The sequence below is a fragment of the Flagellimonas hymeniacidonis genome (genome assembly GCF_008040165.1).
Lineage (GTDB): Bacteria > Bacteroidota > Bacteroidia > Flavobacteriales > Flavobacteriaceae > Flagellimonas > Flagellimonas hymeniacidonis.
The window spans coordinates 900,453-913,450 of sequence record NZ_VRUR01000002.1; the positions used below are offsets into that span (position 1 = coordinate 900,453).

Annotated in this window: 13 protein-coding genes; 3 read left to right on the plus strand and 10 right to left on the minus strand. The window is 37.8% G+C overall.

Going from position 1 to position 12,998, the window contains the following annotated elements:
* Positions 1-114: 114 nt before the first annotated feature.
* Positions 115-1,353, plus strand: a complete 1,239-nt coding sequence (locus tag FVB32_RS12990; RefSeq protein ID WP_147744222.1) for a peroxiredoxin family protein — start codon at positions 115-117, stop codon at positions 1,351-1,353.
* On the opposite strand, the gene leuB is transcribed toward FVB32_RS12990, so the two are convergent.
* Both leuB and FVB32_RS13000 read right to left on the minus strand, forming a co-directional pair.
* Positions 1,346-2,464: a 3-isopropylmalate dehydrogenase gene (gene leuB / locus FVB32_RS12995; RefSeq protein WP_147744223.1), complete on the minus strand. Its 1,119-nt coding sequence runs from the start codon at positions 2,462-2,464 to the stop codon at positions 1,346-1,348. The genes FVB32_RS12990 and leuB overlap by 8 nt on opposite strands.
* Positions 2,465-2,501: 37 nt before the next feature.
* Entirely contained in the window at positions 2,502-3,674 is a 1,173-nt protein-coding gene (locus tag FVB32_RS13000; protein ID WP_147744224.1) for a 2-isopropylmalate synthase, read from the minus strand.
* 146 nt (positions 3,675-3,820) lie between these two features.
* Between FVB32_RS13000 and FVB32_RS13005 the strand changes: the two genes are divergently transcribed.
* Positions 3,821-5,365, plus strand: coding sequence for a hypothetical protein (locus FVB32_RS13005; RefSeq protein WP_147744225.1), 1,545 nt, complete (start codon positions 3,821-3,823; stop codon positions 5,363-5,365).
* On the opposite strand, the gene FVB32_RS13010 is transcribed toward FVB32_RS13005, so the two are convergent.
* On the minus strand, positions 5,362-6,063 hold the full coding sequence (locus tag FVB32_RS13010; protein WP_147744226.1) for an RluA family pseudouridine synthase: 702 nt from the start codon (positions 6,061-6,063) through the stop codon (positions 5,362-5,364). The two genes, FVB32_RS13005 and FVB32_RS13010, sit on opposite strands and share 4 nt — an antisense overlap.
* Before the next feature lie 26 nt (positions 6,064-6,089).
* Entirely contained in the window at positions 6,090-6,908 is an 819-nt protein-coding gene (gene panB, locus FVB32_RS13015; RefSeq protein WP_147744227.1) for a 3-methyl-2-oxobutanoate hydroxymethyltransferase, read from the minus strand.
* Between the two features lie 69 nt (positions 6,909-6,977).
* Here panB and FVB32_RS13020 point away from each other — a divergent pair, with 69 nt between their 5' ends.
* The gene (locus tag FVB32_RS13020; protein WP_147744228.1) at positions 6,978-7,460 is read left to right on the plus strand and encodes a nuclear transport factor 2 family protein; all 483 of its coding nucleotides are present in this window, start codon (positions 6,978-6,980) and stop codon (positions 7,458-7,460) included.
* 13 nt (positions 7,461-7,473) lie between these two features.
* On the opposite strand, the gene FVB32_RS13025 is transcribed toward FVB32_RS13020, so the two are convergent.
* From FVB32_RS13025 to FVB32_RS13050, 6 genes are all read right to left on the minus strand, one after another.
* Positions 7,474-7,989: a GNAT family N-acetyltransferase gene (locus tag FVB32_RS13025; RefSeq protein ID WP_147744229.1), complete on the minus strand. Its 516-nt coding sequence runs from the start codon at positions 7,987-7,989 to the stop codon at positions 7,474-7,476.
* 49 nt (positions 7,990-8,038) lie between these two features.
* Positions 8,039-8,698, minus strand: a complete 660-nt coding sequence (locus FVB32_RS13030; RefSeq protein ID WP_147744230.1) for an SCO family protein — start codon at positions 8,696-8,698, stop codon at positions 8,039-8,041.
* 10 nt (positions 8,699-8,708) lie between these two features.
* On the minus strand, positions 8,709-10,439 hold the full coding sequence (locus FVB32_RS13035; RefSeq protein WP_147744231.1) for a tetratricopeptide repeat protein: 1,731 nt from the start codon (positions 10,437-10,439) through the stop codon (positions 8,709-8,711).
* Positions 10,440-10,655: 216 nt separating this feature from the next.
* Positions 10,656-11,861, minus strand: coding sequence for a DUF3570 domain-containing protein (locus tag FVB32_RS13040; protein WP_147744232.1), 1,206 nt, complete (start codon positions 11,859-11,861; stop codon positions 10,656-10,658).
* Between the two features lie 11 nt (positions 11,862-11,872).
* Complete coding sequence (locus FVB32_RS13045; RefSeq protein ID WP_147744233.1) at positions 11,873-12,097, minus strand: DUF4266 domain-containing protein; 225 nt, start codon at positions 12,095-12,097, stop codon at positions 11,873-11,875.
* Positions 12,078-12,980 carry an FAD:protein FMN transferase gene (locus FVB32_RS13050; protein ID WP_187269572.1) on the minus strand — a complete coding sequence of 301 codons (903 nt, stop codon included), beginning with the start codon at positions 12,978-12,980 and terminating at the stop codon, positions 12,078-12,080. The genes FVB32_RS13045 and FVB32_RS13050 overlap by 20 nt, the downstream gene beginning before the upstream one ends.
* Positions 12,981-12,998 lie beyond the last annotated feature (18 nt).

Here is a 12,998-nt window from a genome sequence, read left to right on the forward strand (position 1 = left end):
GGACAAAGATAAAACAATAGGGGAAGAGATTCAATGTAAATAATATTCTAAACAATCGCCTTTATTGTAATTTTTGCGTTGTATTTTCGATTTTAAGGATAAATCTTTCAGAATATGAAAAGAATTTGGTTTTTAGCAATAAGCTTCATGCTTTTATTTTCTTCTTGTGAAGAAGAGCAAAAAGAACTTCTTACCGGAAAATGGTGGGCAAAATTGGATGTTTCAGAAACGGAAGAACTCCCATTTAATTTCACATTATCAGAAAGTAAAGAAGGTGGCTATCGCATAGAAATGTACAATGCAGATGAGACAGTACTAGTTGACGAAATTGAAATAAACAATGATTCCATTCATATCAAAATGCCCATTTTTGAAGGATATATTTCTGGAGTGTTTTCCGAAAACGAAATCAGAGGAGATTTTATTAAAGAAAGTTTGGAACGCATTGTTCCTTTTAAAGCCGTTTATGGAGAACGGGATAGATTTGAGGCAAACCAGCCCGCTAATAATGATATCTCAGGAATTTGGGAAACCTATTTTGATGTTGACACAGAGGATGAGTACCCTGCCAAGGGAATATTTATGCAAAATGGAAACAAAGTAAATGGGACTTTTAGAACTACAACTGGTGATTATAGGTATTTGGAAGGTACAGTAAGCGGCGATACCCTTAAGCTTTCCACGTTTGATGGTGCACATGCATTTTTGTTTACGGCTCGAGTGACGGATAGTACCCTGCAAGGCCATTTTTATTCAGGTAATCACTCGGTTGAAAAATTTGTGGCAAGAAGAAATGAAGCTTTTGAACTTCCAGATGCGAATACGTTGACTTTTTTAAAGGATGGATATGACAGTTTTGATTTTTCTTTTCCAGACGAAGCAGGCAATTTAGTGAGTTTGTCCGATGCAAGATTTGAAAATAAAGTAGTTCTTGTTCAGATTATGGGAACATGGTGCCCGAATTGTCTGGATGAGACGCGTTTTTATGTGGATTTTCTTAATGAAAACCCTGAGTTGGATGTTGAGTTTGTAGCCTTGGCTTTTGAGTATGCCAAGACACAAGAAAAAGCATTTGAAGGTATTGCTCGGCTTAAAAAGAGAGTGGGAGTGGAGTATCCAATCCTATTGGCCCAATTTGGTAGTTCTAGTAAGCAAAAGGCGAATGAAAAACTACCGATGTTAAACCATGTATTGTCTTACCCAACCACTATCTATATGGATAAAAATGGAGCGGTCAACAAAATACACACTGGTTTTAATGGTCCTGCTACTGGCAGGAAGTTTGAAGAATTTAAAAAAGAGTTTTCCGAAACTATAAGTATGCTAACCGAGGAAACGGTTGAGCTTAAATAATGGTAGACTTTCCTAGGTCGATGTTTTCATCATTCATATTGAAGTCATCCTCGCTGTCAACAATATTTTCGGCAATAAAATCCCCAACCTGATTGGTGCCATATTGGCTTTTGGTTTCTAAATCGGGAGTAACCACACCTTTCTTTAAAGATTTATCTACCGCTTCTCTGACAGCCATCGCTTCTTCAAACAGTTTAAAATGTTCTAAAAGCATTGCGGCCGATAGAATGGAAGCAATGGGATTTGCAATATCTTTCCCCTTGGCTTGCGGATAAGAACCATGAATGGGTTCAAACAGCGCATTTTCATCCCCTATGGATGCCGAGGCCAGTAACCCAATAGAGCCACCTATAACACTGCCTTCATCTGAAATGATGTCTCCAAACATATTTTCGGTTAGGATAACATCAAACTGTTTTGGATTAAGGATGATTTGCATCGCCGCGTTGTCCACAAACAAATATTCCAATTTAACCTCTGGATAACTCTCACCAATTTTGGCGACAACCTTTCTCCAAAGCCTAGATGATTCAAGTACATTGGCTTTGTCCACTAAAGTGAGTTTATTTCTTCTGTTTTTAGCCGCTTTGAAGGCCAAATGCGCTATTCGCGAAATTTCTTTTTCAGAATATTCACATAAATCAGAAGCTATAGTACCTTCTTTGTTGATTTTTTTCTCACCAAAATAAATGCCCCCAGTCAATTCTCGGTAAATGGTGAAATCGGTTCCGGAAATAATCTCTTTCTTTAGCGGTGAATTCTCTATAAGGGTCGGAAAAACTTTAACAGGTCTAATATTGGTATAAAGCCCAAGCGCTTTTCTTAACTTGAGTAATCCTTGCTCTGGTCTTACTGTCGCATTGGGATTGTTGTCATATTTAGGGTCACCTATAGCTCCAAATAATACGGCATCCGATTCCTTACAAAGATTCAGGGTGTTATCTGGCAGTGGACTTCCTTTCTTATCGATGGCAATTGCACCAACCAGTGCTTCCTTATAAATAAAATTGTGGTTAAAGGTCTCTTCAACGGCTTGTAGGCACTTCACGGCTTGGGCTAAAACTTCCGGTCCTATACCATCTCCAGGCAACAATGCAATATTCAGATTCATTTAATGGTGATTTCAAGTGTATTAGAAGTAGAAATAATTATGCCAAACTTTGAATGGCAATATCACTTGTTTCAATAATTTGATGGATATCATCGTCCAAAATTTCTTTTTTCTGATCTGCAAACTTTAGAAAGTTTTCATAAACCACATCCAATTGAAGCTTAGTGAGCTCATATCCCACATTTTTTGCACGATATGCCAAAGCAGCACGTCCACTTCTTGCAGTCAGAACGATTGATGACTCACTCACTCCTACATCTTTAGGGTCAATAATTTCATAGGTTTCCCGCTGCTTAATAACTCCATCTTGATGTATTCCAGAGCTATGCGCAAAGGCATTGGACCCAACAATGGCCTTATTGGGCTGTACTGGCATTCCCATTTTTTGCGATACCATTTGGCTGGTGTCTAAAAGGAGTTGGCTGTTGATGCCTGTGTCCAAGTTTAGATAAGGATGCTGTCTTAAGATCATTACAACCTCTTCCAAAGAAGTATTTCCTGCTCGTTCTCCTATTCCATTAATGGTGCATTCTATTTGTCTTGCCCCATTAACAACTCCAGCGATAGAATTTGCTGTTGCTAAACCTAAATCGTTATGACAATGGCAAGAAAGTATTGCTTTATCAATACCCTTCACATTTTCTTTTAAATATTTCATTTTTGCCCCATATTCTTCTGGCAAACAATATCCTGTTGTATCTGGAATATTCAAAACTGTTGCACCTGCTTTAACTACAGCTTCACAAACTTGTGCTAAAAATTCATTGTCAGTTCTACCAGCATCTTCGGCATAAAATTCCACATCTTCAACAAATGATTTTGCATATGCAACTGCATCTACCGCACGCTCTATAATTTTTTCACGGGTGGTATTAAACTTGTACTTAATATGGGAGTCTGATGTTCCAATTCCTGTGTGAATTCTTGGTCGCTTGGCAATTTTAATGGCTTCTGCAGCAACCTCAATATCTTTTTTAACGGCACGGGTAAGACCACAAACCGTTGCATTTTTTACCAATTTGGCAATCTCCTGAACAGAATTGAAATCTCCTGGACTTGATATAGGAAAGCCTGCCTCAATAACGTCTACTCCCAAAACGTCTAAACGTTCTGCGATGACCAATTTTTGTTTTGTGTCTAATTTACATCCAGGAACTTGCTCTCCGTCCCTTAGTGTAGTATCAAAAATTTGTACCTTATCTTTAGCCATTATTGTTGTCAGTTTTATCTAAACCTTACGAAGATATAGTAGGCGTTGGCAAGAACTGTAAAATGCTAAAATCCATTACAACGTTAAATTGTATTTCATAAGGATTAATGTGTTGAAATACAAATGGTTAATTTATATTTTTTACGATGACAAATGCCCATAGGGACACGCTGTTTGTGTTAATAAAATCCCTTTCTAAATCAGAAAAACGACAGTTTAAGCTATATGTAGGAAGACTTGGGGTGAATACGGATGCCAAGTTTTTGGCACTTTTCAATTTATTGGACAAGATGCGCACCTATGATGAACGTCAGATTTTGGATAGTGGCATTGTGAAAAAATCACAGCTTTCAAACCTTAAAGCACACCTATATAAACAGATTCTAGTGAGTTTACGGCTTAACCCGGTTAACCAAAACATAAGGGTTCAAATTAGGGAGCAGCTTGATTTTGCTACCATTCTTTATCAAAAAGGACTGTACAAGCAAAGTCTCAAGATTTTGGATAAAGCCAAAAATTTTGCCATTGAAAATGAAGAAAAAAATGTTGCCTACGAGATCGTTGAACTCGAAAAAATTATAGAGACGCAATACATTACTAGGAGTATTCCACGACGGGCAGATGAACTTACTACGCAGGCAAAGGAACTTTCTGCGCATAATGTGATGACCAGTAAGCTTTCTAACCTTTCTCTTCAACTCTATGGAATGATGTTGAAAGTGGGCTATGTGCGTAACGATGAAGATTTAAAAAGCGTTCAGGATTATTTTGAGGCACATTTACCTGCATATGATTTGGATGATTTGGGCTTTAGGGAAAAACTATGGCTATACAAGGCTCATTTGTGGTATAGTTTTTTAACCCAAGATTTTTTATCGTCCTATAAATATGCAAGTAAATGGGTGGATCTCTTTTATGAAAACGAAGAGATGATAGCCTTAAATCCTGTATTCTTTTTAAAAGGGAACCATTATTTATTGGAATCCCTCTTTTTTGTAAAATACAGTTCCCAGTTTAAACAAACTTTGGAAAGAATGGAGCAGCAGTTGAGCAGCCCAAAATTTCCTCAGAATGATAATATTACCTCACTTGCTTTTTTATATCTCAACTCCAACAAGCTCAGTCTCCACTTTTTAGAGGGCACATTTGATCGTGGTTTATACTTGGTCAATATTATTGAATATGGGATTAAAAAACATAGGGACCGTATAGATGAGCACCATATTATGCTCTTGTATTATAAGATAGCCTGTCTTTATTTTGGAAATGATGACAATAAAAATTGTATTGTCTATTTAAAGAAAATTATTTCCAATAAGAATCTGAAAATGCGCGAAGACCTTATGTGCTTTGCAAGGGTGCTAAGCTTGGTTGCCCATTATGAAGCTGGAATGGACTACCATCTGGAAGTACAGCTTAAAAGTACCTATAAGTTTCTTTTGAAAATGAATGACTTGCATGCCGTACAGAAGGAGATGATCAAATTTTTACGTAGTCTGGGCGATATTTATCCGAGTGACCTTAGAAACGAATTTCAGAAGCTGTACAATGAGTTGAAGAAATACGAGAATCATCCATATGAAAAAAGAGCATTTTTGTATTTGGATATTCTTTCTTGGTTAGAAAGTCACTTGCAAAATAAACCTGTAGGGCAAATTATTAGGGAAAAAGCACTGGCAATCAAACGTTAAACACAAGCATTCCAAACAGGATCGTTTGGTGGTTTGGCCACAAATCTGATGTTTTCTTTTTTTACGGGATGTTCAAATTCCAAACTTCTTGCATGTAAATGAATTCCTCCGTCTCTATTGCTGCGATCTGCACCGTACTTTAAATCTCCTTTTATGTGGCATCCCATTGTATTCAACTGCGCTCTAATTTGATGATGCCGCCCTGTTTTTAAATCAATTTCCAAAAGGTGGTAAGAATCAAGTTTTTTGATAACTGTATATTCCAAAATGGCCTTTTTGCTATTGGAAACCTCTTTTTTATAGGCATACGATTTATTTTGCTTTGGATTGCGAACAAGCCAATGGGTCAATACTCCATTTTGATTCTCCGGAGCATTTTTCACCACTGCCCAATAGGTTTTTTGGGTTTTCCCTTCAGCAAAAAGTTTATTTAATCGTGGTAGGGCTTTGGAAGTTTTAGCGAAAATTACAATACCCGAAGTTGGCCTGTCCAAGCGGTGTACAACACCTAAATAGACATTTCCTGGTTTGTCATATTTTTTCTTGAGGTATTGCTTTACCACCTCACTTAGTGGTACGTCGCCAGTTTTATCTCCCTGGATGATATCACCTGGTCTTTTATTTACCGCAATAAGATGATTGTCTTCGTAGAGTATATCTACATTGGAAAAATTGGAATGGGTGGTGTTATCTGACAACTAAAAATGATTAACTCTTGGAGAGATTAATATTGTTCTTCTTCATTAGGGAAATCCCGTTGCTTTACATCATCCACATATTGTGAGATTGCGTTGCCCATATCCTCATATAAATTCATATATCTACGCAGAAAACGGGGATTAAATTCATGGGTCATTCCTAATAAATCATGAACAACAAGCACTTGCCCATCTACACCATTTCCGGCACCAATGCCAATGATAGGAATAGAGACACTTTCAGCTACTTCTTTGGCTAATTTTGCAGGTATTTTTTCAAGAACAATTCCAAAACACCCAAGTTTTTCTAGCATTTTGGCATCCTCTTTTAGTTTTTGGGCTTCTTGTTCTTCTTTGGCCCTTACCGTATAAGTCCCAAATTTATAAATGGATTGGGGAGTGAGGCCTAAATGCCCCATAACCGGGATGCCTGCTCCTATAATACGCTTCACGGATTCTTTTATTTCTGCACCTCCTTCAACTTTTACTGCATGCGCTCCACTTTCTTTCATAATCCGAATCGCAGAGCGCAATGCTTCTTTTGAATCACTTTGATAGCTCCCGAAGGGAATATCAACGATGATTAAGGCTCTTTTTGCAGCCCTTACCACAGAACTGGCATGATAAATCATTTGATCTAGGGTAATGGGGAGTGTGGTTTCATGGCCTGCAATGACATTACTGGCTGAATCTCCAACCAGTATGACATCTACATTGGCAGAATCCACAATTTTAGCCATGGAATAATCGTAAGCAGTTAGCATGGAAATTTTCTCTCCATTTTGTTTCATTTCCACTAAGGATTTTACGGTAACCCTTTTGTATTCTTTTTTGGCAACTGACATTCAATACAATTTAGTGGTTAAATGTAAGCAGATTTGTTTAATTTGTGTATCAATCGAAAAACTTCAAAAATGAAAACTTTATTTGTATCGGTATTGTGTCTAGTTTGTTTTGTGAAAACTAGTGCACAAGGCCCTAATCCGCCTGAGGTAACTCCTGAGCAAGAAGTTAAACAGGTAGTTGAAGCCTTCTTTGATGGTTTCCACAAACAAGATTCGTTAGCAATGAAAAGCTTGGTCACGGATGATGTGGTATTGCAAACCACCGCCAGAAACAAGCAAGGAAAAACGTTGTTTAAAACAGAGAAATTTGATAAACTCATCACATCCATCACTAGTATTCCCGATAGCATATCATTTCAAGAAAAATTGACTTCTTTTTCTATTCAAGTTGATAGAACAATGGCCAATGCTTGGGTTGGTTATGAGTTTTGGTTGAATGGAAAGTTTAGTCACTGTGGAATTAATTCCTTCCAACTCGTTAATTTTGATGGAGATTGGAAAATTATTTATTTGATTGATACCAGGGGTAGGGCAGGATGTTTAGAAGAATAATCCCCTTTGCGGTTTAGTAATCTAACTTTATTTCAAAGAAACATACATCCGCATTATGGTAATGTGATGGTAGGCCCAATGTGTTTTTTAATTTTTTCATTCCCAAAAAGGTAAAGCCACAGCTTATATAATGATTGATTAGTCGCACATTATTACCACAAGTGTCCATTCTTATGAAGTCTTTTTTACGCTCTTTTGCGAAAGCAATAGACCATTCAACAATTTTCCTTACAAAGTTGTTGCCCCTAAAGTCGGGGTTTGTGGCTATCCTATGAATGTAAATGGCGTCATCGTTCTCACTACCTTCCCAAATCTGCGGATCGCTATAAGATATTGCCCAAACACAGGCTATTTTGTTTTCGATGAGTAATTTAAACTGCCTATTCTCTGAAATTTCGGTGGTGATAAGATGCTCATCAAATTCTGGCCATAGGTTATCAGGAAACTTTATTCTTTGGTATTCAGTAGCCAGTCCATAAAGTCTGAAAATTTCTGAAAGATCTTCTTTGGTGCTGTTGGTTATCGTCATGAATTAAAATGATACTAAGTCTGTAGGATACTATTGTATAAAGTCAAATTTAGTTCGATAAAATTTTAATATCATCAATTAATCGAAGGATTTCATCATTATCCGTTCCATTATAAACCCCGCGTATTCGTTTTTTTTTATCTACCAAGACAAAATTTGGAGTATGTATAAAATCTTGCAAACCTCCATCACCTTCATCCACAGCAGCAAAATAGCTTTTACGTGCCAAATGGTATATGTGCCTCTTATCGCCAGTGGTAATGTTCCATTTGGTATCAATAACCCCGTTTCTGTCGGCGTACGCTTTTAAAATAGGAATGCTGTCCATTTCTGGTGTTACGGACATGGATAGCAGCATTACTTCATCATTCTCAAGAAAAACCTGTTGTAATTTGCCCATATTATTTGACATGATAGGGCAGATACTTGGGCACCTGGTAAAAAAGAAATCGGTGACATAAATTTTATTATCATAATCAGCTTGTGTAATGCGTTCCCCGTTCTGATTCATTAGAGTAAAATTAGCCACTGTATGCGGGGCTTCACTGTTCTGGAGACTGACATCTACTAGTTCTGGATTGAAATCTTGAGGACCATAGATAGGTAATTCCGATTTACTATTGAAAAAGAGAAACAAAAAAATCAAAATACCAATAGCTATAAGAACTATTGGTATTTTAAATGCATTTAATTTTTTGAATTCGCCCATTGGCATGCGCTTATAAAATGGAGGTTTCAATTTTAATATCGGAATGTGCCCAAGCTTTATCAAATTCTTGTTTTATGGTGGCAGCTTCTTCCATTTTCCCTTGAGCTTTCAAACTATTGTGTAAGCCCATCAGTGACCAACCATTTTGGCGTAGGACATCCAAGTCTTCCCTATAGATTTTTTCCGCTTCTTCATATTTTTTGGCATTCATTAAAATGGCACCTAGGTTCTGTCTTGTTGGGATATGCCATGCCGCCGGCTCGGTATAGGTGAGAGCATCTTCAAATTTCACTGCATTTTGAAGGTGGGTTATCGCTTTGGAAATATCACCATTTAAAGCAGCTAACTCGCCAGCCACTACTTCGTAGGCTATGTTTGCGGAACTACTAGAAGGATTTTGCGGGGTGGCCACCAAATCTGCCAAATCAGGGTCATTTTTCAGAGCTAGAATGGCATCTAATTCTTCTTGCGCTTCTTTACTGTTCCCTTTACGCACAAAAGCCATTCCTCTGGCATAGTGTCGTATTAGGGTTAGATGCTTAATGTCTGGGTTTGGCGCTGGGATGGTAAGAATCTCATTCCATTTGCCAAATCTGGTATATGCCAACATGGGGGTAGCGGCAAAATCTTGTAAAAATGGCATAGTGATATACTCTCCAATCGGCACTTTTTCTGCGGTTTTTTTAGCGGCATCAATAGCAATGTCGCTATCTCCTAGCAAACTAGCTGCCGACCATAAAAAATGGATGTTATGCGGGTAATATCCTAAAGGATATAGACCTTGTGAGTAGCATTGGGAAATATAATCCTCATCAGCCAGAATAGCGGCTTGATTAGCTGTCACCGCATCCAAATAACGTCCCACGCGAATATAAATATGTGAGGGCATGTGGACAATATGACCTGCAGCTGGCATTAATCCACCTAACTTATCTGCACTTGCAACACCTAAATCCGGTTTAGGTAATTCCACCATGTGAATATAATAATGGTGTGCACCTGGATTGTTTGGATTGATTTCCATCGCTTTTTCAAGAGCTGCTTTGGCCTCTGGAATGTTTGGAGAAGGATTCCCTTGAGCATCCCAATAATTCCATGGTACTGTGTTCATTACCGAGGCAGCATAAAGCACTTGAACTTCTGCATCTTCTGGAAATTGTTGCAATACTTTAGCCATTTCATTCATATAAGCCATATTGAGTTCAGCAACATCTTTTGTAAGATCTTCACTATAGCGCGCTGTTAAAGCATGAATTAGAGCTTTTTCCTTTACAGTGGCATTGGTAGCCAGACTTTTGGCTTTGGCCATAGCCTCGTTGGTCTTTATTTTACGGTCTTCTGGTGACAATGGATCGTTGATGTTAGGACCTAATGCATAGGCTTGACCCCAAAAGGTCATGGCTGAGGTTGGATCCAAACGTGAAGCCTCCATAAATGATCGATGTGCCTCTGCATGGTTGAAGGCGTACGTAAGCCTTAACCCTTGATTAAAGAATGTTTGAGCTCTCTCATTTTTGGTGGTAATGGTGTAACGCAAATCTCCCAAATTTTCAAAAAGGGGAGAGATTTGTTGTGTGGAATCAACCACATCAAGCAGGTATTTGGTGGGGGTACATTTAATAAAACTAAAAGAAGCTTTCTGATAGTTTTTAGATGTTTTTGCCGAATTGTTTTGGGTCAAAAAATGGACCGCTGCTAATACGCCCAGTACTACTGCGACCAAGCCAAGTTTAGTTTTCATAATGTTCAAATTATAAGGTTTTCTTCCTTGTTATTGTGATAAAAAATTAGTGGGGGAGTATTATTCTAATCTATTAGGCGCTGTCTCGGGAGATGATAATCACGGCGCTTGAATTAGCGAGCAGAGAATTTTATCAAACAAATCGCTAATAATCGGTAACGAAGGTAACAAAAGTTATGGAATTACAAGAGGGTATTTTATTCTTGTGCATGGCTGCTAGCTTCTTCTTTTTCTTTTTTTCTTGAAACTAAAAGATGTGGATACGGTGTGGGCATTTAACCCATTGGACCTGTGATAAAAAAAGTAACGAAAAGTGAAGGAGTTCAATCCCTTGTTCTTTCTTGCATCTGGCCAGTGTCTCCAGCCCATACCAAATTTGTAAGACTGAAAAGAAGATAGATCATAATCGGAAGTGTAATAGTCGTCATTTGGATTATGTTCACCCAAAGGCGCAAAATACTTGGAACCATTTTGCGTATAAAACCTAAAACTGGGAAGCAATGTCCATTTATGGCTAAGCTTTAGTGCAGTTTCATTATCCAGTGTTAATCCAAATATTCCAAAATCGTCCACATAACCACCAATTTTGTTTCTTAAAATAATACCGCCAGAAGTAAAACTATTCCATTTTAGCGAAAGTGCTGCTTTATAGCGCTTATTGGGAAACTGCTCCACTGCTCTTGTGTCATCGGTAAAAAAGATTCTATGAAAAGGAGTTGCTAATAGTCCTCTTTGTAAACTGAGTACAGAAAAGATTCCAATAGTATTTTTTTGATTTACGACTTGGGTAAATCCTAAATTCAAATTATAAGAATCTCTTTTATACTCATCGTACCATTCTTGAAATCGCAATTCTACCGGATAAATTAGAAATTGCGGACTCGCCAAAAATCCACCCTCAAGTCTTCCCCATCGTAAATCATCATTAAATATTTGCAATTGGGCGGTATAGGTCCGCATATCATTTTTGGAAACTTTTGATATGCCAATGGATTTGCCGAAAGAAAAATAATCTGATTCTATAGAACCACTAAGCCCAACATTCACGGCAAGCTTACTTTTTTCAAAATAACGGGAATAATGTAAACTGGAGTAGGAGCGGGCGTCCAACCTAGAAGCAGAAGACATGACCCTATCAATATTATCCGTGGATGCGGATGAAATAACATCAATTCCAAATTGAAAATCAAGCCCGTTTTTCCCAAACGACTTTTTTAGATTGAATGTAGGTCCAAAAACACTTAATTGTTCGGTTCCCTCACCTCCGGTAACTGGTGAATTGTCCCCACTTTGTACGTAGTGGTTATACAAGAGCTCTACTTCGGTTTCATTTATCTTAAAGGCATTGTTTTCTTTGTTTTGCGCTTTGGAGAATAAGAATGAAAATGCGAGGCTACCTACCAGTATGGTTCTTTTGTTCATATATCAATACGCTAATTGCAGCCACAGCCTCCGCTGCCCTTATTACCTTCTGCCACCAATGCACCTTCTCTTATGGTATGCACATAATGTTGAAATTTGATATCACTGGTTCCTGACATTGACATTTCTGGGTCATTTATATATTGTCTTTCATAGGGTTTTAATGTGGTGGAGCAAGACCAAAGAAAGAAGTGGAAAAATAGTAAGAGTATAATGCTATATAGAAACCGCTTCATAGTGTAGTTGTTTTGTAAAGAATATTTTGTTTTGATCATCAATAATGATTCCATGGGTTTTTGGTAATTGGTTTAAAAAAGAAAGCCCTTTATCAATTCCCATGGCATAAACCGCGGTTGCCAATGCATCAGAGAGTTCAGCACTTGGTGAAACTATGGATACACTTTTAATTCCTTTTATGGGTTTTCCATCTTTTGGATTAATGTTATGAGAGTATCTACTTCCATTATGAATAAAATGTTGCTCATAGTCACCGGATGTTGCAACTGAAGCTTCATGCAATGGAATAGTAAGCAATGTCTCATTTCTGTTATCAGGATTAGCAATGCCTATTTTCCAGGGCTCACCTTTTTCGTCATGGCCAAAGGCGGTCAGGTCACCACTAGCATCAATATATCCGCCAATAACATTATTTTCTTTCCACATCTTTCTAACCACATCGGCAGCATAGCCCTTTCCTATGGCGGCAAGACTAATGTGCATTCCTTTTGAATTTAACTTTACTGAATTGGTTTCAGGGTCTATCGAAATTTTTCGATATCCAACTTTCTTGAGTGCTTTCGCAATACTATGTTTAGCAGGAAATACAAATGCTTCATTTTTAAAACGGAACAATTTTTTTAAGGGACCGACGGTGATGTCAAAATAACCGTTTGAAATACTGGATATTTTTTGGCTCCGGTGTAAAAGTTGCACAACTTCATTATCTACATGTACGGTGGCCTCACCCGCATGCTGGTTGATTATAGAAATTTGGGAGTCGGGTTTAAATTCAGATAGCAGATTTTCTATTCGCTGGATTTCACGAATACCTTGCTCCAAATATTGATTTGCTATAGCAGCATCTGAAGCAATCAAACCCAGTTCAAAAGAACACCCCATCAATCTGCATTTTCTTTT

Bases quoted from the DNA above. Each gene is read 5' to 3' on its own strand.
- FVB32_RS12990 (WP_147744222.1), top strand. From the start codon at position 115: ATGAAAAGAATTTGGTTTTTAGCAATAAGCTTCATGCTTTTATTTTCT.
- leuB (WP_147744223.1), bottom strand. From the start codon at position 2,464: ATGAATCTGAATATTGCATTGTTGCCTGGAGATGGTATAGGACCGGAA.
- FVB32_RS13000 (WP_147744224.1), bottom strand. From the start codon at position 3,674: ATGGCTAAAGATAAGGTACAAATTTTTGATACTACACTAAGGGACGGA.
- FVB32_RS13005 (WP_147744225.1), top strand. From the start codon at position 3,821: ATGACAAATGCCCATAGGGACACGCTGTTTGTGTTAATAAAATCCCTT.
- panB (WP_147744227.1), bottom strand. From the start codon at position 6,908: ATGTCAGTTGCCAAAAAAGAATACAAAAGGGTTACCGTAAAATCCTTA.
- FVB32_RS13020 (WP_147744228.1), top strand. From the start codon at position 6,978: ATGAAAACTTTATTTGTATCGGTATTGTGTCTAGTTTGTTTTGTGAAA.
- FVB32_RS13025 (WP_147744229.1), bottom strand. From the start codon at position 7,989: ATGACGATAACCAACAGCACCAAAGAAGATCTTTCAGAAATTTTCAGA.
- FVB32_RS13030 (WP_147744230.1), bottom strand. From the start codon at position 8,698: ATGGGCGAATTCAAAAAATTAAATGCATTTAAAATACCAATAGTTCTT.
- FVB32_RS13035 (WP_147744231.1), bottom strand. From the start codon at position 10,439: ATGAAAACTAAACTTGGCTTGGTCGCAGTAGTACTGGGCGTATTAGCA.
- FVB32_RS13040 (WP_147744232.1), bottom strand. From the start codon at position 11,861: ATGAACAAAAGAACCATACTGGTAGGTAGCCTCGCATTTTCATTCTTA.
- FVB32_RS13045 (WP_147744233.1), bottom strand. From the start codon at position 12,097: ATGAAGCGGTTTCTATATAGCATTATACTCTTACTATTTTTCCACTTC.
- FVB32_RS13050 (WP_187269572.1), bottom strand. From the start codon at position 12,980: ATGGGGTGTTCTTTTGAACTGGGTTTGATTGCTTCAGATGCTGCTATA.